26 protein-coding genes and 1 pseudogene are annotated in these 20,967 nt (G+C 56.8%); 7 read left to right on the top strand and 20 right to left on the bottom strand.

The genetic code is table 11. From position 1 onward, the window contains the following. Positions 1-806: 806 nt before the first annotated feature. The gene (locus ACPLPM_RS17835; protein WP_424358120.1) at positions 807-1,463 is read right to left on the bottom strand and encodes a hypothetical protein; all 657 of its coding nucleotides are present in this window, start codon (positions 1,461-1,463) and stop codon (positions 807-809) included. Here ACPLPM_RS17835 and ACPLPM_RS17830 point away from each other — a divergent pair. Then, entirely contained in the window at positions 1,462-1,740 is a 279-nt protein-coding gene (locus ACPLPM_RS17830) for a hypothetical protein (RefSeq protein ID WP_424358119.1), read from the top strand. The genes ACPLPM_RS17835 and ACPLPM_RS17830 overlap by 2 nt on opposite strands. 8 nt (positions 1,741-1,748) lie before the next feature. On the opposite strand, the gene ACPLPM_RS17825 is transcribed toward ACPLPM_RS17830, so the two are convergent. After that, positions 1,749-2,264, bottom strand: a complete 516-nt coding sequence (locus ACPLPM_RS17825) for a hypothetical protein (RefSeq protein WP_424358118.1) — start codon at positions 2,262-2,264, stop codon at positions 1,749-1,751. Positions 2,265-2,771: 507 nt separating this feature from the next. On the opposite strand from ACPLPM_RS17825, the gene ACPLPM_RS17820 reads away from it, so the two are divergent. Beyond that, positions 2,772-3,251 carry a chemotaxis protein CheW gene (locus ACPLPM_RS17820; RefSeq protein WP_424358117.1) on the top strand — a complete coding sequence of 160 codons (480 nt, stop codon included), beginning with the start codon at positions 2,772-2,774 and terminating at the stop codon, positions 3,249-3,251. Positions 3,252-3,303: 52 nt separating this feature from the next. Here ACPLPM_RS17820 and ACPLPM_RS17815 read toward each other — a convergent pair whose 3' ends face one another. Beyond that, positions 3,304-3,828, bottom strand: coding sequence for a hypothetical protein (locus ACPLPM_RS17815; RefSeq protein ID WP_424358116.1), 525 nt, complete (start codon positions 3,826-3,828; stop codon positions 3,304-3,306). 336 nt (positions 3,829-4,164) lie between these two features. On the opposite strand from ACPLPM_RS17815, the gene ACPLPM_RS17810 reads away from it, so the two are divergent. Both ACPLPM_RS17810 and ACPLPM_RS17805 read left to right on the top strand, forming a co-directional pair. Continuing rightward, positions 4,165-4,479 carry a HesB/IscA family protein gene (locus ACPLPM_RS17810; protein WP_424360011.1) on the top strand — a complete coding sequence of 105 codons (315 nt, stop codon included), beginning with the start codon at positions 4,165-4,167 and terminating at the stop codon, positions 4,477-4,479. A gap of 209 nt (positions 4,480-4,688) precedes the next feature. Further along, entirely contained in the window at positions 4,689-5,663 is a 975-nt protein-coding gene (locus ACPLPM_RS17805; protein WP_424358115.1) for an alpha/beta hydrolase, read from the top strand. A 286-nt stretch (positions 5,664-5,949) separates the two neighbouring features. Here ACPLPM_RS17805 and glnA read toward each other — a convergent pair whose 3' ends face one another. Next, the gene (glnA, locus tag ACPLPM_RS17800) at positions 5,950-7,401 is read right to left on the bottom strand and encodes a type I glutamate--ammonia ligase (RefSeq protein ID WP_424358114.1); all 1,452 of its coding nucleotides are present in this window, start codon (positions 7,399-7,401) and stop codon (positions 5,950-5,952) included. A gap of 300 nt (positions 7,402-7,701) precedes the next feature. On the opposite strand from glnA, the gene ACPLPM_RS17795 reads away from it, so the two are divergent. Next, a complete protein-coding gene (locus ACPLPM_RS17795; protein ID WP_424358113.1) occupies positions 7,702-8,133 on the top strand; it encodes a hypothetical protein in 432 nt (143 codons plus the stop codon). 84 nt (positions 8,134-8,217) lie between these two features. Here ACPLPM_RS17795 and ACPLPM_RS17790 read toward each other — a convergent pair whose 3' ends face one another. From ACPLPM_RS17790 to ACPLPM_RS17755, 8 genes are read right to left on the bottom strand one after another with little or no spacing between them, the layout of a single operon-like run. Beyond that, positions 8,218-8,709: a DUF7261 family protein gene (locus ACPLPM_RS17790; protein ID WP_424358112.1), complete on the bottom strand. Its 492-nt coding sequence runs from the start codon at positions 8,707-8,709 to the stop codon at positions 8,218-8,220. Between the two features lies 1 nt (position 8,710). Next, entirely contained in the window at positions 8,711-9,151 is a 441-nt protein-coding gene (locus tag ACPLPM_RS17785; RefSeq protein ID WP_424358111.1) for a DUF7262 family protein, read from the bottom strand. Next, positions 9,123-9,680 (bottom strand): hypothetical protein, encoded by a 558-nt coding sequence (locus tag ACPLPM_RS17780; protein WP_424358110.1) that lies wholly within the window; start codon positions 9,678-9,680, stop codon positions 9,123-9,125. Before ACPLPM_RS17780 ends, ACPLPM_RS17785 begins: the two co-directional genes overlap by 29 nt. Next, positions 9,677-10,150: a hypothetical protein gene (locus ACPLPM_RS17775; protein WP_424358109.1), complete on the bottom strand. Its 474-nt coding sequence runs from the start codon at positions 10,148-10,150 to the stop codon at positions 9,677-9,679. Before ACPLPM_RS17775 ends, ACPLPM_RS17780 begins: the two co-directional genes overlap by 4 nt. Beyond that, entirely contained in the window at positions 10,104-10,853 is a 750-nt protein-coding gene (locus tag ACPLPM_RS17770; RefSeq protein ID WP_424358108.1) for a hypothetical protein, read from the bottom strand. Before ACPLPM_RS17770 ends, ACPLPM_RS17775 begins: the two co-directional genes overlap by 47 nt. Further along, a complete protein-coding gene (locus ACPLPM_RS17765; protein ID WP_424358107.1) occupies positions 10,850-11,743 on the bottom strand; it encodes a type II secretion system F family protein in 894 nt (297 codons plus the stop codon). Before ACPLPM_RS17765 ends, ACPLPM_RS17770 begins: the two co-directional genes overlap by 4 nt. A gap of 6 nt (positions 11,744-11,749) precedes the next feature. Beyond that, the gene (locus ACPLPM_RS17760) at positions 11,750-12,613 is read right to left on the bottom strand and encodes a type II secretion system protein F (protein WP_424358106.1); all 864 of its coding nucleotides are present in this window, start codon (positions 12,611-12,613) and stop codon (positions 11,750-11,752) included. Next, entirely contained in the window at positions 12,600-14,318 is a 1,719-nt protein-coding gene (locus ACPLPM_RS17755; protein ID WP_424358105.1) for a type II/IV secretion system ATPase subunit, read from the bottom strand. Before ACPLPM_RS17755 ends, ACPLPM_RS17760 begins: the two co-directional genes overlap by 14 nt. 76 nt (positions 14,319-14,394) lie before the next feature. Here ACPLPM_RS17755 and ACPLPM_RS17750 point away from each other — a divergent pair, with 76 nt between their 5' ends. Both ACPLPM_RS17750 and mptA read left to right on the top strand, forming a co-directional pair. Then, positions 14,395-14,943, top strand: a complete 549-nt coding sequence (locus ACPLPM_RS17750; protein ID WP_424358104.1) for a hypothetical protein — start codon at positions 14,395-14,397, stop codon at positions 14,941-14,943. Positions 14,944-15,106: 163 nt separating this feature from the next. Continuing rightward, complete coding sequence (gene mptA / locus ACPLPM_RS17745) at positions 15,107-16,069, top strand: GTP cyclohydrolase MptA (protein ID WP_424358103.1); 963 nt, start codon at positions 15,107-15,109, stop codon at positions 16,067-16,069. A 74-nt stretch (positions 16,070-16,143) separates the two neighbouring features. Here the strand turns inward: mptA and ribB are convergent, their stop codons facing one another. From ribB to ACPLPM_RS17705, 8 genes and pseudogenes are all read right to left on the bottom strand, one after another. After that, positions 16,144-16,854, bottom strand: a complete 711-nt coding sequence (gene ribB, locus ACPLPM_RS17740) for a 3,4-dihydroxy-2-butanone-4-phosphate synthase (protein ID WP_424358102.1) — start codon at positions 16,852-16,854, stop codon at positions 16,144-16,146. Beyond that, complete coding sequence (locus tag ACPLPM_RS17735) at positions 16,851-17,513, bottom strand: DUF120 domain-containing protein (protein ID WP_424358101.1); 663 nt, start codon at positions 17,511-17,513, stop codon at positions 16,851-16,853. Before ACPLPM_RS17735 ends, ribB begins: the two co-directional genes overlap by 4 nt. Before the next feature lie 203 nt (positions 17,514-17,716). After that, the gene (locus ACPLPM_RS17730; protein WP_424358100.1) at positions 17,717-17,851 is read right to left on the bottom strand and encodes a hypothetical protein; all 135 of its coding nucleotides are present in this window, start codon (positions 17,849-17,851) and stop codon (positions 17,717-17,719) included. Between the two features lie 15 nt (positions 17,852-17,866). Further along, a complete protein-coding gene (locus ACPLPM_RS17725) occupies positions 17,867-18,553 on the bottom strand; it encodes a 2-phosphosulfolactate phosphatase (RefSeq protein ID WP_424358099.1) in 687 nt (228 codons plus the stop codon). Positions 18,554-18,568: 15 nt separating this feature from the next. Beyond that, positions 18,569-19,228, bottom strand: coding sequence for a hypothetical protein (locus ACPLPM_RS17720; protein ID WP_424358098.1), 660 nt, complete (start codon positions 19,226-19,228; stop codon positions 18,569-18,571). Positions 19,229-19,252: 24 nt separating this feature from the next. Next, complete coding sequence (locus ACPLPM_RS17715) at positions 19,253-19,930, bottom strand: class I SAM-dependent methyltransferase (RefSeq protein ID WP_424358097.1); 678 nt, start codon at positions 19,928-19,930, stop codon at positions 19,253-19,255. A 458-nt stretch (positions 19,931-20,388) separates the two neighbouring features. Next, positions 20,389-20,550: pseudogene (locus tag ACPLPM_RS17710) on the bottom strand (30S ribosomal protein S27ae); the annotation flags it as partial. 74 nt (positions 20,551-20,624) lie between these two features. Then, positions 20,625-20,927 carry a 30S ribosomal protein S24e gene (locus ACPLPM_RS17705; protein WP_424358096.1) on the bottom strand — a complete coding sequence of 101 codons (303 nt, stop codon included), beginning with the start codon at positions 20,925-20,927 and terminating at the stop codon, positions 20,625-20,627. Positions 20,928-20,967 lie beyond the last annotated feature (40 nt).

Genomic DNA, 20,967 nt, shown 5'->3' with positions numbered 1-20,967 from the left:
ACGGCTATGATCGGCATTACGTCGGTAGTGCCGGTAATCCTGCACAGGTGCGATAATCGCCTCATCGTTTTTATACCGATTACCCCTGCGGATACTATCTCAGCCTGTCCTGATAGTTGTATCATCGGCTTCTGGCATAGGCCTCATCCCTGGATATGGGGCGTCCTGGAACAAGATCTGGCTATCAATCCAGGAAGAAATGAGTAAACTAAGTGAACAGGCCGATTTCGCAATTGATTACTCCTCGGATTGGTGGTATGGTTCTTCCCAATCATTCTTTTAGGCTATTTCGATAACAGAGCACTTTATTCGAATTAGCAAATTCATGTGATGTTAATATAAACAAAATATTCTTTTATTTGGCGTATTTACTCCGATCAGAAAGATTATAAAGGTCTAATTACTAATTGGTAATTACAAAAAAACTCATTTATTTGGCGTTTGCCACAGATTGGGTTACCACATATTTAGGGGTAATTTAACCTGATGGTTGCCAGGTAGATGCGAAAACACCAATGGGGGGAATATTGCATGAAGAAAGGTATCAATAGCTACGGCAAAGTCTGGATCATTGCCATAATTGTGATTGCGGCGCTCGCCATTGTGCTGGCGCCGGCAATGCTCGTACCTGCAATTGCAGCGCAAGATACTGCGGTTCTGAAAATACGAGTAATTAACGCTGACAATACTCTGGCTTCTGGAATAACTATTATAGTATACGATAGTGATGGAATTACTCGACTCGATCCGAGTAAGTATACAAGCACTAACAATCCGTTAAGCATTAACAACGTACCTCTTGGGACTTATGTTGTTAAGGTAACCAATACTGAAAATGGGGAACTGTTAGCAACGAAGAGTGTGACACTCGATTCTACAAACCCCTGGGAATACATTACAATAGGCTCGACTGTGACTCCTACGGTGACTCCTACGGTGACTCCTACGGTTACGCCGACTGTTACGCCGACTGTTACGCCGACTGTGACTCCTACGGTTACGCCGACTGTGACTCCTACGGTGACTCCTACGGTTACGCCGACTGTTACGCCGACTGTTACGCCGACTGTGACTCCTACGGTTACGCCGACTGTGACTCCTACGGTGACTCCTACGGTTACGCCGACTGTTACGCCGACTGTGACTCCTACGGTTACGCCGACTGTTACGCCGACTGTTACGCCGACTGTGACTCCTACGGTTACGCCGACTGTGACTCCTACGGTGACTCCTACGGTTACGCCGACTGTTACGCCGACTGTGACTCCTACGGTTACGCCGACTGTTACGCCGACTGTGACTCCTACGGTTACGCCGACTGTGACTCCTACGGTTACGCCGACGGCAACTCCGGAAGTGACTCCGACTCCGACTGCTACGCCTGAGCCTGAGGTGACTCCGACTGCTACGCCGATAGTTGCACCGACCCCTGTCCCGAGTGGAATTCCCGCTACAATTGACATGAGCGAGTTCTACGTGCGTGTAACCGAGGTTCCGTCTCCGACACCGCTACCGGCTACGCCGACTCCGGCTCCGACCGTCCAGCCGACTTCGACCCCCGCTAACCCCGGGTCCGGAACCATCGCGACCGTGACGCCGACGCCGACGCCGACAGCGACCCCGGTGCCGACCACGACTGCCCAGACGCAGATCGGTGACTACTGGTGGCTGCTGCTGTTACTCCTGCTCATCGTCGCAGGTGTGGTAGGCTATTATTACTACAAGAACGGAAAGAAATAATAAGTAAGTTAAGGGGCTCTTAAAGCCCCTGTTTTCCTTTTTTCGCATAGCCTGTTCTCATAAGCCGTCTTACCCACGCAGAGCATCGTAACGGCTGTTAGCATAAAAGAAACACCATACATCGATGGCCCTGCCCAGCTTGTCAGCGCTGCCATATCCGACCCTCCGGAAAAGTTTAGCAGGCTCTCGATCGTACGCAGCCCTATGACGTAGACAGCGAACTCCAGCTTCAGCCAGCTAAAGATCAGGGTAGCGAGAGTGGTTGCCAGTATGCCTCCGGCGAGCACAAGGTTTCCCTCAGTTACGTTACTCAGCACAGTATAGCAAGTGCCCCCGCAGTACCCTGCCGGGCTGATGTATATTGAGAACACTTCGGCACCAAAGCTGGCGGCCGCCATAGCATGCCCGGCCTCGTGCAATGCGACGAACAGCACATTTAAAAGCCAGAGAACAAAGCCGGCTACGATGATCTTAACCGGCAGCCGCGCTTCCAGGTTACTTTTGAGGGCAGTCGTCTTAGACATAAATCCGCGTCAGCGATAAGTCATAGGAAGCTGTTCTGGTAAGCGAAAGTGAGGCCTCATCCGGGTTACCGGAATCAAAACGTCTGCAGTATAGCCATATGCAATTCATACGCAAACTACACATTAATATTCTATTGTTTATATAATTATAAGTCAATATTCAACGCTATGCTATTAAAAAAGGATGTTTTTTAACACCCGTAACTATAAGGGATTTATTATTGGACCGACTATCTGAGGTACCATCCGCCGGAGTTAGTGCGATGGAAGGGGAAAAACTATCGATCGAGGATTTGTGCGCGGCATGTCACTCTGACAAGTGTAGTACCCCGGAAATGCTCGCCGGCACAGCGCCGCGTACGATTGGTCATATTACAATTTTTTTACAAGTTAGTTTAAAAATTTATAAGCCCATTTCAGCCCTTACTCTGTAATTACAGTTTGAATACAATAGCTATTTAATATCAGGCTCTAAATTTTACATCATTCGCTATCAGGGGCGTTATTATGGCTGAAGATACTACGATTGGGGACGAGATGCAGCTCGTCATATTCAAGCTGGGAACCGAGGAATTCGGGGTAGACATTTCCCAGGTGAGGGAAATTATCAGGGTCGGAGAGATCACCAGAATTCCGGGCTCTCCGAGGTACGTGGATGGCGTCATCAACCTGCGGGGCCAGGTTACCACAGTAGTGAACCTGCGCACCAGGCTCGGCCTCGACGGCAAGGCCATGGACTCTAATGCCAGAATCATGATCATGGAAGTCAACAAGAACGTGGTCGGCGTAATCGTGGATTCCGTTACAGAAGTCAAGAACCTGGCGTCCACCCAGATCGAGCCGCTGCCCGAAGCGCTGTCCAGCTCCATCAGCTCTGAGTACATCCAGGGCGTAGGCAAGCTCGACAATCGGCTTTTAATACTGGTCGACCTCAAGCAGGTCATCCGCGACGACATAAATGCAGTTGCCCACGGCGTGACAGCCTGAAGGCTGTCAAAAGTTTAAAAACGAATATTTAATTTTTCGGTCTGCAGGACTATCAAGTCTGGATCATGCAGTTGATGAGCCGGTCCTTCTCGTCGAGGCTGGCTGCGATGTCCCGGGCGGCCATGGTGATCTTGAGGATGTTGGAGCGGATGAGGTCTTCCTGGTCCATGCGCTGGAATTCCTGCATGAGGTTATAGGTGTTCTCGGCGTCGGACAGCATCTGGAAGTCGAGTCTGATGAGCTTGCCGATGAGGTCCTCTTCAGGCGTATAAACTGCACAAGCGGCGATCCTCGGACTCGGGGGCCGGGACAGCCTGGCCAGAGCTCTTTCCATATTGGTGATCATGTCGCTGAATTCCAGGGCGTTCGAGAGGCGCATCTTCTTCTCAAGCAGGCTCTGAGCCCTCTCCGCCTCTTCCCTCGTCTTCCTCACCTGGGCCGCCAGCCGGTCTCGGACCATGCTGTCGGCTGCTTTGAGGTCGTCGATACTGTCGTAGCCCCGGAAGCCTTCGATGATCTTTACGATGCGGCCGAAGGCCGGGTCCTTGCGTGACGTGCCGACGGGAAAGTTGTACATGGGCGGTACCTCTGCTCGCGTATCATTCGCCTCCCGTAATTATATATTTATGTATTTTATATTTTCACTGGCATCAGTGGCCGGGGATTACTGGTCGTGCCCAAATACTATGTGCGTATCGACGACGAGCGCCCGGAGGCACCTGTGTTAAAAAGGGCTGCTGTAGAGGGGAAAGAATCGCCTTAACAGGCTATTGTGGCACCGAAAGTCTGAAATACGGCTAATATCGCCTTGATTCTCTTTTCCGGTGAAGCCAGCCTTTCCCGCTTTTCTGCCACAAGCTATTTGTACCTAATATAAAAATTATAATCAGCAAAATTCAGGTGATATATCTTGGTGACAGTAACCGACAAGGCAGCAACTGAGCTGAAGACGCTGCTGGCTAACGAAAACAAGGCCGACCACATGATCAGGATCTACTTCGCCGGCGCAGGCTGCTCCGGCCCCCAGTACGCCCCCGCCCTCGACATGAACAAGACCGAGGACGACATCACGGCGAACTCCAACGGCATCAACCTGGTCTACAGCAAGGACCTCGCGGATGAGCTCAAGGAGTACCAGCTCGACTTCATCGAGACCCCGTACGGTTCCGGGTTCATCGTCAGGAACCCCAACCAGACCTGCGGGTCCGGCTGCAGCGGCTGCCACTAATAAAAAGAGCGCCACTCTGAAAGAGCGCACGCTCGGAAAGAGCGCCACCTCTATAATTCTTCTTTTTATGTAACAACTGAGTAGTCCGGCATAGCTTTCGCATTCTCTGCCGGCGCGCAGATTGCCGATTATCTCGCTATGGTATATCAGCCTCCCTGATCAATAGTGATCTGCCAGCGTTCACAAGCGCAACCGTGGGGGAGAACTCATTGAGCGGCGAGACGGTAATATCACCAGTCAAGGGCATCGAGCCCGAAGCGAAGGCATTTCTGGACAAGATCAACTCTGCGAGAGGCCCTCCGATCTATAAGATGACTCCCGCAGATGCCCGGGCAGCGCTGACAAAGGTACAGCATGCGAGCAAAGTTTCCTTACCACCGGCCGACATCGAAGATCTGAGCATCCTTGGCGGCCCCCGGGGGCGGGTATCGCTCCGAATAGTCCGGCCGGAAGGCAGTACTGAAACGCTCCCCGCTATCATGTATTTTCACGGCGGCGGCTGGGTGCTTGGCGACAAAAGCACGCATGACCGGCTGGTCAGGGAGATCGCTGACATGACGAATTCTGCCGTCGTCTTCGTCGATTACTCCCGCTCTCCCGAAGCCAGGTACCCTGTCGCCATCGAAGAGTGTTACCGGGCGACCGAGTACATCGCCGAAAGCGGGGAGCATCACCGGATCGACGGGTCGAGCCTGGTCGTCGCCGGAGACAGCGTCGGGGGTAACATGGCCGCAGTTGTTCTGATGATGGCAAAGCAGAGGAAAGGCCCGGAGATCCGCCTGCATGTCATGTTCTACCCGGTGACCGACGCTGGCATGGATACGTCTTCATACCGTCAGTATGCAGAAGGCTACTGGCTCAGCCGGGAGGCCATGAAGTGGTTCTGGGATCAATACCTGCCGGATAAGGCCGAGAGAAAACAGCCGCTGGCGTCGCCGCTGCAAGCTTCTGTTGATCAGCTGGCAGGCCTGCCGCCTGCGGTAATCGTTACCGGCGAGTTCGACGTACTGCGAGATGAAGGCGAAGCCTACGCCCATAAGCTGATCGAGGCGGGAGTCAGTGTGACTGCGGTCAGGTGCATCGGGACGATCCACGACTTCGTGATGCTTAATGCACTGGCCCAATCGCAGGCAACGCGCTGTGCGATCGATCTGGCATGCGACATGATCACGAAAGCCCGATAATTCCATTGACACAATACTGGCTGTCCCATAATTCTTTGTGATTGCCTGTTAAGATAATAGGTTACCTAAATGTAAAATTTAGCCTGTCCGGGACTTACGCCTTTTGAACGCCTGCCTCGGCAGGCGTCAGGGCGGGCGAGTATCAGGGATGAAATTATTTTGATTCTCCGAAAGACCTGCGAAGTGAAGTTCCATCTGATTAGTAGACACGCTTAGCTATACTGGATCACGACAGATGAAAAAGAAGCTAAAAATAAAAAAGGTGGAGGTGAGGGTACTACGATGCTTACGCATCGTAGTATAGATAAAGCTCGTACGGGTGGGGCCTCATCCGGACCGGGTTGACCTCGTTCGAGCGCTTGGAGTCTATCCAGGACTCGATGAAGCTCTCGGTGAAGACCTTGCCCTGGGTGAGGAACTTGTGGTCTGCCTCGAGCGCGTTGAGGGCTTCCTCGAGCGAGCCGGGGACGGACTTGATCTTCGCCTTCTCCTCGTCAGAGAGGTGGTAGATGTTCTTGTTGAGCGGCCCGAAGCCTGCTTTGGTCGGGTCGATCTTGTTCTTGATGCCGTCGAGGCCTGCCATGAGCATGGCCGCGAAGGCCAGGTACGGGTTGCTGGTCGCGTCGGGCGGCCTGAACTCGATGCGCTTTGCCTTCGGGTTGTCGTTGTACATGGGGATACGAATGGCTGCGCTCCTGTTGCTCTTGGAGAAGACCAGGTTGACCGGGGCCTCGTAGCCGGGCACGAGTCTCTTGTAGGAGTTGGTGCTCGGGCTGCAGATGGCGAGCAGTGCGGGTGCGTGGGTCAGCAGGCCGCCGATGTAGTACAGCGCGGTCTGGCTGAGCATGGCGTAGCCGCTCTTGTCGAAGAAGAGGGGCTTGCCGTTCTTCCACAGGCTCTGGTGCACGTGCATGCCGCTGCCGTTGTCCCCGAACAGGGGCTTCGGCATGAAGGTCGCGGTCTTGCCGTTCCTCGCTGCGACGTTCTTGACGACGTACTTGTACTTCATGACCTTGTCTGCCATGCTGATCAGGCTGTCGAACCTCATGTCGATCTCTGCCTGGCCGGCGGTGGCGACCTCGTGGTGGTGAAGCTCTACCTGGATGCCGACGTCGTGCATGACGCCGACCATCTCGTTCCTCAGGTCGGTCTGCGTATCGGTGGGAGAGACCGGGAAGTAGCCTTCCTTGAACCTGACCCTGTGGCCGAGGTTGGGGACGTGGTTAGCGTTAGAGTTCCAGATGCCTTCGTTCGAGTTGATCGAGTAGCTGGTGCCCTTGTACGGGGACATGACGTCGTACTGGACGTCGTCGAAGATGAAGAACTCGAGCTCGGGGCCCCAGAAGCTGGTGTCTGCGATGCCGCTCTCGATGAGGTACTTCTCTGCCTTCCTGGCGATGAACCTCGGGTCGCTGTCGAAGTTTTTCAGCGTGCCGGGCTCCCTGACGTCGCAGGTGATGGAGACGGTCTTCTCCTTGATGAACGGGTCTATGAAGGCGGTCTCCGCGTCCGGTACGAGCAGCATGTCGCTCTCTTCGATGCCCTTGAAGCCGCGAATGCTCGATCCGTCGAAGCCGCTCCCCTCTGTGAAAATGCTTTCGTCCAGCTCGGCGATCGGGTGGGTCTTATGTTGCCAGATGCCGGGGACGTCGATAAACTTGTAGTCCACATACTTGACTTTCTCTTTCTTGATCAGGTCGAAAACTGCTTTGATCTTGTTGTCAGAAGGCAATTTCATTCCTCCACCGGTTATGATAGTTCACATAGTCGGAAGTATACTTCCTACCGGGGAATACATTGCCTACTGCACATATATAAATGTATCTGTAACTTGTGATCTTTTCATAAGCGGAATTTTATGCTTTCACTTACCAGTCATTATAATATAAGTGACAATCTCCGGGTTTCTACGTGAAAATAAGTTAATTTTCCCTCTATATGTCAAATTGGTTGCTATACATGCTCTTATTTACCAATAAGCACCAGTTAGAAGAGAAAAGATATATACTTTAATCATTGTGTCTAACTAAGGGAAAACATGAAAAACGACAGGCGAATTAAAGTCGACTTCCCGGACGTTGATCTTTCGACGGGCGACATCTCGGCAGACTACATAGATGCCGGCAAGTCCATCGTGGATGACGGGAAGGTGCAGAGCATCGATGACTTCGTCAAAAACCTGGAAGAGTACAACCGTCTTCAGTACCGGCTACTCGACCGGACGAAGCAGCTCTGTAAGTCCATGGAGCAGATGGTGGACAACGACTTCGTCGTGGTCAACGACATGAGCTCGCTATTCGAGGATATCGACAGGATCACCGAGAGGATGGACCACATGATATACTTCGTCCCCCGGGATGAGGTGCTCCAGGTCCTGGAGGACTACCTGTCGCTTCACACGCGCCTGTTCAACAAGCCGATGTTCTTCGTAGAATCCGGCTGGGATAACCTGCCCCGGTACGAGTGCTAACTACACCTGCGCAAGTAGGGTAGGCATACTACCCCGGCGCAAGCAGGGTAGGCTTACTACCACGGCGATAGTATGGTAGACTGGCTACCAGGCCACCAGTCTGGTGGCCTCATAAGCGGCTGACCTGTCATACAGCCTGACGTCCCAGCCGCAGCCGACGATTTTTGCGTCTCCGCCGTTCCGGCTGACGATAATACCGCCGATGCATTCCATATCTCCCGGCGGGTGCCCGGTGACAAAGGGCCGGGCTGCAGAGTCATTAAAAGTGAAAGTGTAGGCGATGCCTCGCCGCTGCAGGTTCTTTTCCATGTCCTCCAGCGCAGGAGCCGCTGCCATCCTGAAGGCATTTGCAGCCTCGTACCGCCGGTCCCACGAGTACCCTGTCGTGGTTGCCGCCGACCACCGGAGGCAGGCCTCCTGGGCCCAGAGCACGTTAGCCGCATCATCTCCTGACAGGCAGGTATCCCTGTTAAGTGCGGCCGATTCTCGCACGCTGCTCAGGCTTACCACAATCAGCACAAGGAATATGCAGGCGATCACGGCCGAAAGCACGATCATCTGGCCATCGTCCTTCATCTTACCCCCTCCATATGATCAGCTTACACTCGGCGATCGTGTTCGCCCCGGGTACAAACGCCTGGAAAGGCCGCACATGCCTGGGAGCGTCCTCCGGAGGAGCGTCTCCTGCGCTGCCGAAGGGCGTTGACAGGTAAAACCTCGTTCCCGGGGGCAGCATCGATCTTACGTCCGCCTCCAGTTCCGGCGCTCTGGCATCCCACTCTGCCTGAGAGGCGACTGTGTGAGCGAGGTCGGGGTGGCCGGGCAGGTTGCCCTTGTACTCCAGAATATTTAGCATATCCTCGGACAGGACTCGCAGGTCCTCGGTGCCGAGCTGCGGGCCGGCGGGCTGTAAATGCACGATGATGGCCAGGGTGGAGATGAGCAGGATGGCGGCAAAGGCAGCTTCGACAGTATAGACTGCCCCTGCCTCAGAAGTCCGCCGCCCTGGTGCCGACATGTTCCCTCCACAACAGTACTACTAATTTTCCGTTCCTCTCCACGCCGTCTGGCTGCCTGACGACCACCAGCCGGGTCGACTTGACTACGTCCAGCGTTCCGTCGTCCACTACATAGCCCGAGGCAACCGAGACAGATCCGTCGTAAGTCGACACCTCTATCCTGATACCATAGGTATTTTCCGAGTCGTCCAGCGCCAGGTGCCGGCCCAGCTCTGTGGCATTGAAGAAGCTCAGGGAGTACACTTTTTCGGAGGACAGGATGCAGGGAGGGCCGTCCGACAGGCCGATGATCGCTGCCCCCCGGGCCAGGTCGGGGCTCGTGTGCCACCAGGGGGGTGACCCCGGGCTTTTGACCAGCGTGTCCCCGATGCTCTCGGCCATGGGCTGTAATCCTACGGAGTACTGGTCCGTATACTGAGCGGCCATCGTGCTGAACGAAAGCAGGACCGCTGTCCCTGTCCAGGCAAACAGCAGGCCAAGTGCGACCAGCAGGTCCAGGCTAAAGGCTCCTCCTGCTTCGTCTCTCATGAGATCGTCACCGTCCCGGTATCCACATCGTAGGCTAAGCTATGCTTCTCCTGACCTCCCGCCATGAACCCGGCAATGCGGACCCCGTCAGTGCACATCTCGAGCGGAGCGGCGTACTTCTGGGGCTGGGCTGCCCGGCCCACCATCACGACCATGTGCCTGCCATCGGCAGACGGGTACACGATGTATGGCCGGCTGCAGATGTCCCCTGGCAAATCCAGCGTTGCCCTGGCTGAAGCTGTGCCATCACCTGCCACCTCGCTGATCGATGCGCTGACCGAGGATGCGATATTATAGGCAGCTATGGCGGTCGCATCGTTTTCGGCTGTGGTGGCGGCGACGCTGAAAGCGGCGAACAGCGCGAGAAAGATGGCTAACGATATGCCGAGCAGCAGGATGTACTCGGCCATCGTCGCGATACCCTCATCGCAGTACGCTGACTTGCAGCTCCGCCATGGCGAGGCGCACATCGTCGATCCCTCCCATCGTCCCTCTTACTGTATCTCCGTTGATCGTCACCGTGAAGCCCTGAGCTTCCAGCGCCTGCTTCCACCCGTCCCGGCTGTCGGTCCTGATCTCGACCGAAACCTGCTGCCCCGGGGGCGCCGGCCACGAGAAATCCTGTACAGATCTGCACCGGAGCGACAGCACGGCGCTCCTGCCCTGCGGTATGACGGCGGTATCTGCGGACAGGCAGGGCACGCAGAGGTATAGCGACACTCTGCCCCCGGGCCTGCCAGCGGTAAAGAGAGCTGGCTCCTGCTCTGTCCGGGAGGTGCCGCTGTCCTCGACGAAAACGCCTCCTGCTTCGCAGGTCGCAGATCTAAACGATGATCGGAGCCCGATGCTGCCCGGCCTCAGGGTTGTCAGTTCCGTGCTGCCGGCAAGTATCGTAACCGAGCGCCAGTCGTCTTCCCCGGCCAGCAGGACGAGCTCATAGCCCTGGGGTACTACCAGCTCTAAGGCTGCAGGGAACTCGTTGCCGGCCGCGATAGATCTTGATGCGACACCTGAGAACGCCTCCATCGAGCTTGTGGCTTCTTCCAGCCCGGCATAGCGTACGCACGCCGATATCAGGTCCCCTGCCCCCGCAGATATGCCGATGGCCGCGATCATCACGACTCCTGCGAGTATGGCATAGCCGAGCAGCTCTGACACACCGTCGTCTCTCATGGCATCAGCAACCCCATCAGGTTGAAGCCGGGAAACACGACTGCCTCGAAGACGACGAAGGCCAGGGTGATCAGGATGGCGGCGTCCTTGAGCCCGCCGAAGGCGGTGCAGTCCCTCATCACCCCGATGATCAGGCCGGAGCAGGCAGCCACTGATATGGAGAGGAAATAGTAGGGGAGCGCGAACTCCCTGGGGCTTTCCATGCCCGCGGCATCCCCGCCTGACAGCGCTTTTAGCTGCTGGGACATGGGGACCAGCGAGGTGATACAGAGCGAGACCACGAGAATCAGGATGATCGTGGTCAGGTACATCACCACTACCGCCGGCAGCAGGCCTGTGCGCCGCTCTTTCAACATCGATAAAGCCAGTCGGCCATCTGCCGCCACCATCTTCAGGATGCCCTCCAGGTCTGAGCTGGAGGTGAGCGCCTCGGTGATCACTGCCACGGACCGGCTGATATAAGTGTTGTTTACCCGGCTGGCCATCGCCTTTAGGGCGGCGGCGAGGTCGAGCCCTTCGTCCTCTATCTCCGAGAGCACCCTGCACATCTCGTCGGACATGACGCCATACGATCCGGCCGATACTCGTTTGAGAGCCCTGATCAGCGAGCCTCCGGCGCCTATGTGCTCGGACAGGTCGTAAAACAGCTCGGGTGCCCGGGCATTGACCTCGCCGTCGTACGAGGCTGTAACTCCGTAGGCCATGGCAGTGGGTACCAGCACTCCCATTAGCAGGATATACGCGGCCACATCCACCGGCTGGGCCAGCAACAGGGCTGCACCGGATACAGAGCCGCCAAGTAGCACCGCTGCCAGGATAATCTTACTCATGCCGGCGGCCTTGAGCGCAGGGCATAGGTCCTCTGCGTCGAAGCCTTTCAGAATTGCCATGCTCGCTCACTCCTCCGGGGAAGCGGCTTTCAGCGCCCTTGCCATGATGAAGCTGCCCAGGGGCACGACCACGATGGCGTCAATCCATACGAAGGTGTTCCCTGAAACCATGCCGGTCATGTTGAAGACCAGGTTGATGATCGCGATGAAGATGGAGGCGATGCCGATGACCGACAGGTATACTGAGGCCATCCCCTGGACTGTCTCGTTGTACCGGCGCACGTCCATCATCTTCTTCTCCGCCAGAGCCCGGTATCTGCCGTCCAGGTATTCTTTCAGCAGGCCGCCGCTGCTGTAAACGGCGGTGATACCGATCAGTAGTTCCTGCCAGAGCGCGGACGGCGAAGTGGCCTGCGCCTTCCGCATGGCCGAGATGACGTCCATGCCATCCTCCTCGATGAGGGCCAGCAGGTAAGTAGCCTCCAGCGCCAGCTCTTTGCCGTAGACGCCGGATAGGTTGGAGAGGTTGCTAAAGATGCGGCGTACCGGCACGTTGAAGCTGGCCATGGCCAGCATGAGGCCGACCGCGTGCACCAGCGTCGAATCTATCAGGGCGCCCCGGTAATCCATGAGGGATGACACGGACCACAGCCTGCCGAAAAACACTACCGGCGCCGCCAGGAGCGTGCCCGCGAGGGTATACGCAAGTGCCTGCGGGGTTCCGGCACCGACGATAGCGACGATCGCCGCTCCCACGATGAGCACGAGACAGGCGGCTGCACCTGCGTAGATGCAGGTGCAGTAGAGAAAGTCGTCAAACTCGGGATCAAGCCGGCACTTCTCGTAGGTGATCGAATGCTTTTCCATCCACCTCGATGCCGACAGGCTTCGGGAAGCCCGCCTGATGGCTCCGATCTCAGGGCAGGGCATCACTTGTATCGCCTCCTGCTCTCGGGTGGGCGGCTATGTAGTCGAGCAGCCTGCGGCGGTTCCTGCGGAACGCCTCGGCCACCTTCCGCACCCCGCCGTCTCCGCTGACCGAGTTGCGGGCCAGCCACTGGAGCACGGCTGCGCGCTCCGCGATCTCTCCTATGAGCTGCTCTTCGGTCCAGCCCCGGTACTCCCGGATCTTCTCCAGCACCGCAGACCTGACCGGCGTCATCCGGATCGAGTCAGTGACCGGGTCCCATTCGAACACGGTATTGATCTGTAGCTTATCGTCTACTACGCCCGCCACCTCGCTGATGGCGAGACATCGTCTCGCCCGGGTTTCACCGGTACCGGCAGACGGCAGGACCACCAGGGAGAGCGTCACGCAGATCGACAGGCTTGCAGCCACGTACGGCGATATGTTGAACGGCTCGTGGGTGAGCCGGTTAAAGAAACCCGCGGCGCTGTCCGCGTGGAAGGTCATGGAAACGGTATGCCCCGAGTTGATGCCATGCACCGCCGTGCGGGCCCCCTCAGGAGTCCTGACCTCGCCGACGATCACGTACTCAGGCCGCTGCCTGAACGCCGTGACCAGCAGATCGAACTCGGTGATGGGTGACTCGCCTGTCTCTCTGGTCACCAGCGCCGTCCAGTTCCGGCTGGACAGACGCACTTCCCGGGTGTCCTCGATGGTAACCACCTTGTTGCGGTCGACGATGAACGCAGCGACTGCGTTGAGCGCTGCCGTTTTGCCCGAAGCGGTGCCGCCGATGAAGGCGGTACTGCACCTGTTCTCCATCGCCAGCCACAGGAAGGCCAGCGCCTCGGGTGAAAAGGTGCCGTGGCGCATCAGCTCCGCTGCGCTGCGGGCCCTGTTGGCGAGCCTGATAGAGAAGGTGGTGCCCCCGGAGCTGACTTCCCTGTACATGGTGGCGTTCAGGCGGGACCCGTCGGGCAGGGCGACATCCTGTATCGGGCGGGCGGCGCTGATCGACTTCCCTCCCCGCTGGACGAGGTACATGACGAAATCATCCAGCTCTTCCTCCGTCGAGAAGGTGATATTGCTAGGGATCGACTCGAACTCCGGCAGGTACACGTAGACGGGCTGGTGGTAGCCGTTACAGCTCACGTCCTCGACGTTTCTGTCCTGCAGCAAAGCGTGAATCTTTTTGTAGCCCCAGAAGTCCCGCTCGATGTAGTACAGGAGCCGGTCCCTGGGCTCTCCCCTGATTCCCCGGGCGGCGCACAGTTGATCGAACTTCCTGAGAATCCGCTCTCTGCCTCCGATCCGCCTCATCAGGGCCAGCTCGGACCCGGGCTTCTTGTGCAGCTCCTTCACGATGTACTCGTACGCCGCCTTCTCTCCGGGGGCCAGCCGGGGCTCGATCAACTCGTACCTGTACTGGCCGGCGCTTCTGTCCCAGAGGACCTGAGCAGTGCACAACTGGCCAATAGGGTAGCTTCTGATCACTTCAGTGGCTGAACCTCCCTCTGCCGGAGCAAGCTCCTCTGCAGGGGCCGGACTTTCGTCAGGCTTGGGGCACACTGGTTCACCACGTACTACCGAGGCCTCGACGTTATCGTCCACTGATAGCAGGCCGGCTGCTGTCAGCGGGGTTTCTCCGGCGGGCTCGTCCTTCATCACTGTCTTCCTGACATCATCGTCGTCTACCGACAGCAGCTGTTCTCTGGATAGGCTGTTCATGCGGATACCAGACTAATTCTCTGTGAATTGTAAATAAGTGCTCCCGTATGTTATTTATACTTTGCTGAAAATAAGTATGAGAAGCATGGATCAGGGACACGTACGGCGAATCTTTCAGGCAGTGGAGAAGAGCCTGGCAGGGTCCGGGAACGGGCTGAAGGTACTTCACATAGTATCGGGCTCAGAGTGCTTTCCCCGCGACGAATGGGCTTTGCAGCTGGTGGACGATTGCAGGGCGCTGGGCCTCGACGTGCTCTTCACGGAAGCAGCGGACCGCAGACTGCTCGTGGCCGGCCAGGTGTACGACGACGTCTACGCAGTTTCCCTGCTTACCCCAAACATGCCTGCCGTGGCGGCAGCCCGGTACCTGCAGCGGCTGCTGAGCGCAGAGAGCATCCTCGGGCCTGAGGAGCGTCTCCTGCCCGCCAGCGATCTCGACGCGCTGCTGAAACGGTGGGAGTGGCAGGTATCGCTGATCTTCGGCCAGAGTTTTGCGGCCAGACTCATCGAAAAGGCGTTCGCCGGGCAGAACTGCGGGCGGATGACGCCGGAGGGCCTGGAGCAGGTGCGCCGGTACCTCATCTCGGCGACCGGCGGCTCTGTCGATTTCACAGAAAGTACATAAACGAAGCGAGAATAAATTCTGATCGTGCGCCGGCATCGCTGTAAGCCGATTTTTAGTGCACGGCGCCGCACGGCCGGCGATGGGCGGATTCCCCTCTGGCTCACCGCGTCCGTGCGATCCGCGATCGAGCATATGGTAAACCTTATGTTACTACAAGACGCTTATGAATACAATCCCTGGTGAAATCGTGCAACTCCCCGACGTTCAAGCAAGCAATCCGGAAGTTTCTATCGGCCTGACGCGCGTTGGCGTGACCGAGGTCAAGAAGATGGTGGAGATCACCCGGAGCGACAAGAGACCGATTATTCTGATTCCGACCTTCGACATCTTCGTAGACCTACCCTCCTACCGTAAGGGCGCGAACCTGTCCAGGAACCTGGAAGCCATCGACCGTACGCTGGAAGAGGCGCTCAACCGGCCGGTGTACAGGGTTGAGGACCTGTGCGTGGACGTGTCGAAGCGGCTGTTGGAGACGCACGAGTACGCGTCCAACGCCGAGGTCAGGATGCACGGCGAGTACATGATGAAGAAGAAGTCGCCGAAGACCGGCCTCGAATGCCAGGAAGTGTACGACATCTACGCCGATGCGATCGTAGCCCGGGGCGGCCTGACCCGCAAGACCATAGGCGCGAAAGTCATCGCTATGACTGCCTGCCCCTGCGCCCAGGAGATCTCCAAGGAGAGCGCATTTAAGAAGCTGGCAGCGCTCGGCGTGGCGGACAACGTGATCCAGGACTTCCTGGAGGACATGCCCATGCCAACGCACAACCAGCGGGGCGTCGGCACGATCAAGATCGAGTCCGGGGACGACGTGAAGGTCTCCATCGAAACGATCATCGACATCATAGAGAACTCTATGAGCTCCCAGATGTACGAGCTGCTCAAGAGAGAAGACGAGAGGCACGTGGTCGAGTCCGCCCATAAGAACCCCAAGTTCGTGGAGGACTGTGTCCGGACCATGGCCAAGAACCTCGTCCAGAAGTTCCCGAACCTGCCGGACGACGCCGTTATTACCATCGAGCAGGTGAACGAGGAGAGCATCCACCGCCACAACGCATTCGCGGAGCGGATGGCCACCTTCGGGGAACTGAAGAAAGAAGTGCTGAGTAATGGCCCTATCCTGTAGGACCATCAGCATCTAATAAAAAATCTCTCGGCGACTACCGCCGAGCTGTTTTTACTTATCCTGCTACCGGGAAGTTAATTTTCCGCAGGCGTTTGCATCTTCTTGAAGAGCTCTTCGACCTCAGTGCCCTCCAAGAAGACGAGGCCGTGCTTTGCCGCGTAAGCCTTAGCGTCTTCTTTGGTGAGCGCCTTGCCGGTCTCCCCGTCCAGCATCTCGCACATGACCATGGCCGGCGTAACACCAGCAGCCCTGGCGAGGACGATAGACAGCTCTGTCTGGCCTCTCCTGTCCTTCAGGAGGTTGGGAGCGCAGCGCAGCAACGGCACATGGCCCGGCGACCTGAACTCCTGGCCGAACGGGACCTTGTTGCCGTTGAGCGCGCTTTTGGTGATGTCAGCTAACTTGGTGATCGTGAGCGACCGGTCATCGTCGGTGATGCCAGTATAGGTCTTGCGGTGGTTGACCCAGAGCGAGAACGAGGACTTGGCGTCGTAAGGGATGTCGCCTACCTTCTCGTAGATCGACTCGATGGCGCCGAACCCGTTGCCGGAGTCTCCCGCGTACTTCAGCACGTCCACGATGTACGGGATGCCCAGCTTAGTGCAGGCAGCCGGATCGATGGCCACGCACATCAGGCCCCCCGCGTCACGGCGAAGCTGGTAGACGAGCTTCGGGGTCATGAACTCCGCGGGTACGACCAAGTCGGTCTCCCGTTCGCGGTTATCGTAGTCATAAAGCAGTATCACTTGGCCCTTGCGGAGTGCCTGTATTGCATCGTCTATCATTCCAGCGTCACCTCTACTTCGTCGCCGTCCTGGAGGCCGAGCGACTGTCTTAGTTTGATCGGAGCTATGATCTCTATCAGGTTGGGCGGGTAGCTCGTCCTGTCCGGGCGAATAATCGCAGCCCTGACTCCCTTGATCCTCACCGGGTAGCACTTGCATCCCCCGAAGGTGCGGTTCTCGCCTTTGAAGCCGGCAATCTTGACCGCTTCGTGCTCTGCCGGGGCGAAAGGCTCCGTCAGGCGGATGTTCAGGGTGCCGGGGTACGGGTCGAAGCCGAGCTTCTCGTTGAACTGGTTGCGGTAGCCGTCCAGCGAAATGTAGTACTGGCCTTCGCCCAGGCCCGTGACCACTTTGCCTTTCAGCACGGCGTGGCCGTTCTTCTCGAAGAGCCTCTGGTAGTCCAGGTACTCAGACCTGAGCAGTAACATGCCCTTGTCAGTGATCTTCACTTTCTGACCTTCGGGTGTTACCACCCGGGTGATGTACCCGTCGTCTTCCAGGGCAGACAGCCGCCTGGCCGCCGTCTGGGGGCTCATGCCCAGCGAGGTCGCGAAGATCGAGGAGGACAGGCTCACCTGCTCCTTATTCGCGCCCATCAGGGCCAGCCGCTTCAGCGTCTCGACTTCCATGATGCTCCTCAATTTTAAGATGCATATCATGTATGGTATGCTAGTATATAACGTTTATTGTCCTGCAACCGGACAGCTAAAAACGGGCCACGTCGCATTATATATTAATAAATAGTATTCGGGCCCCGAAGATGTTGGCTTTAAACCTGCATCCAAAAAGTGAGATACAGTAGTGCTCATAGTGAGAGCAAGCAATAGTCCCGTATAACGTTTTATGCGAGCGCCCGTACCATTTACGCGAAGTACTCGAAGTACACGAAGTACTCAAAGTTCGATAAAAAGGCTGACTTCAGGCTGATCTTATAGTAAAACTTCGTGTACTTCGCGTACCTTGTGTACTTCGTGTAAATGGTACCTGACAGTCCCAAAAATTCTAAAAACGATTACTGTTCCAGCCTTATCGCGCCGTTCCTGTAGACAGGTATCAATGGATATAAGTTGACCTGTGTGCAGATCATCTCGACATCACTACTGGAGCCATAAGCCGCCAGCTTTCTGCCAGATGCGGAGCCTCTGATGCCCTCGAGCAGGGCCTTGCCCTCTAGCGACTCTGTGGCAGCTTGCACGGCGCCTTCAACTCTCTCGCCTCCGTTGATCTTGCCGACGAGGTACTCGATCAGCAGGGCGGCGCACAGGTCCTCGTCGGACTTGAGGGGCGAGCCCGAGGCGAGCAGGTAAGCGTGCGGCTGCGACTTTAGTTTGTCGGCCACGACGCCCGCGTTGAGCGTGCTGGCGATGATTCCACCCTCTACCATCACCCTGGTGCCGTTCGAAGTGGTGATCACAACTGTTTTGCCTTTCAGGTCGGCGTGCAGCAGCTCGTTTGGGGAGTTGCCGTGGTCAAAGCCTTTGATCTTGATGCCCTGGCGCTCACCGACGGTGATCGCCTGTAATTCTTGGCCCAGCCTGAGAGCTTCCGCCTCGTCCTCCACCGGGATGACTTTTTCAGCGCCGGAGGCGAGAGCGACGATGATAGTAGACGAGGCCCGCAGCACGTCAATAATAACAGGCAGGCCTTCGGGTGCCTTTAAAAAATCGGCTTTGCCGGCGGGGCCGGTATAGCATTTCATGATACCCAGGCTATTTTACGGCTCGGCGAGCCTGATCCACTTCAGGCCTTTGCCGGGCTTGATCGGCTTGGCGTCGTCGAGGAAGATACGCCCGTACATCCGTTGCCTGATCACTTTGGTGCCGAAATCGCTCTCGATCTCCTTGATGCTGCCCGCATAGGCAAGGCCTTCCTGGTCGCCCATGGTTCGGGCGGTCCATCTGGCGATGTACTCAGCGTTGTAGTCCCTGGCATCAAGGCGCTTGATCACGCACCTGTAATCGTTCTTCTGCTTGTTGCTGACCGTGTCGGAGCACATTTCCTCGGCAAGCTTGACTCGCAGCTTCTCAATAGTGCCTGCGGTGGCCGCGTCTAGCTCGTTGACCGTGTTGCCGAACTCCTCGTCCTCGGCATCCCTCTCTGCCTTAAACAGCCGCTCGATCTCGTTCACCAGGTCCTCGGAGGGCACGATGCCCTGCTGGGCCAGCCACCCGATCAGCCACTCGTAATAATTATTGCTGGCATCTACCGTGGCTGCATGGGTCTCGCCTTTCTTCGGCTTCTCCTTCTCTTCCGAGATGCGGATCTTGCCCTCTTTGCCCAAAAACAGCGTGAAGTTACCTTGCCTGCTGGCAATCTCCAGGGCCTTCTTTTCCTGTCGCTTGTTCAGCTTGATTTCAAAGATGTCCGGCGCCATGTTTCATAAAAGTAAGCGCTTATGCTATTTGATGTTTTTCACCCTGTACCGCAGCCACCAGAAGTTGTTGCCCATGCTGACCTGTAAGTCTTCCGCGTATGGCTGTAGCAGTGGCAGAAGCGAGCTTTCGTCGTAGTAGTTCTCGATGATCTCCGCCATGCTGCCGTCCGGCATCCGCCTCAGCCTGAACGAGTCTGGATTGCCTCTTTTGACCACCAGCGTGCCTCCCGACTTCGGCACGTACAGGTTATCCGCCATGAACACCATCGAACCCTCGCCCAGGCGGCGGTGGAACCCTTCGAGGAAACCCTGGACTCTCGCTTTCGGCACGTGAGATAGCCAGAAGTTAGCCAGGCCCGCGTTATACGTGCCCTGCACCGAAGCCAGCTCGTAAGCGTCGTGCACGCAGAACTCCACGCTCTCCGGGGGCAGCGCCCTCGACTGCGCCACGGCCAGCGTCTTCGGCGAGATGTCCAGCGCCACCACGTGAGTGGCCACCTCTGCGGCGATCTTCGTCCAGTACCCCGTGCCGCACGCCACTTCCAGCACCCTCCGGCCTTTCAGCGCCTCCCTCATCGAGTCCGCGATGGCGTTCAGCTCGGCCTTCCGCTCGAGGTCGCCCTCGGTCTCCTCGCCGATATACTCCACTTCCGTGGCGGCGCTATCGTAGGTATTAGAACTATCGAGGTGCTGCTCAGGCATAGCAATCGATCTAATTTTCATCTGCAGGGTTAAAAGGGTTCGGGTTACAAATAGCCGTGTAGATCCGATGAAGGAAGTGTACGCTGCGCTGCGCTTAACACGAAGGACACGAAGGACACTGAGGACACAAAGGTTCTTTAAGGACACAAAGGGGTCGTGTTAAAGGGCACATCCTTCGTGTTCCTTGAATTAGCCTTCGTGTCCTCCGTGTCCATCGTGCCCTTCGTGTTAAGCACAGCGCAGCGATAATTTGGCTGGGCATATCGTACAGAGCAACTGTGAAAGAGAAGCTTCGCTCTAAGCGTTTAACAAGTAGATAAAATGTTGATCGTATGCCGCCTGCATGCCGGGTAATACCCTTCCGGGCTGACATGCGGACAGCATACCTATAATCATCGCCCGATCCGGGGGGAGCGTCCGTCACGGTGATAGTTATGGTTTAAAAGTCTGTACCTGTGTTATTTCTTGTACTCGGTGTAGCCGCACTTGCCGCAGGATACGCGGTCCTTGTGGGCTGCCATGAAGACGCCGTCGCCACAGCGGGGGCACGTCTGGCCCTTGCGGCTGACTTTGCCGTCCTTGACTTCGTACATGCGGGCCTTGGTGTTGGTGCCCTTGGCCGGGCCCTTGGCGCCGCCCTTTGCTGCCGGTGCGCCCTTTGCGGGTGCTTTTGCTGCTGGTGCTGCCATTCAGATCACTCCTTCTTTTCTTCCTTCGGAACAGGCTTCTGGTTCCTCTGGACGATGTGCTCGGTCTCGACGCGCTTCATGCGCTCTTCGGTCTCGTAGATCTTGGCGTAGCCTCTGGTCTCGCGCTTGCCGAACTGGGACCTCATGCGCTCGATGATGACCAGTTCCGGCTTCGAGTTCAGGTAGGCTGCGATCTTGTTCTTGATCTCCTGCCTGGACGGGGTGCCCAGGTTGTGGCTTACGCTGAACTGTACCTCGCGCCTCTGCAGGAGCGGGTTGTTCTTTTCTTCCAGTACTTTTATTTCCATACTTATCACCATGTTGATGATCGTGATTTACAGTCGGACA

Source organism: Methanocella sp. MCL-LM (genome assembly GCF_049676595.1).
GTDB lineage: Archaea > Halobacteriota > Methanocellia > Methanocellales > Methanocellaceae > Methanocella_A.
This window is presented reverse-complemented; position numbering and strand designations above follow the sequence as displayed.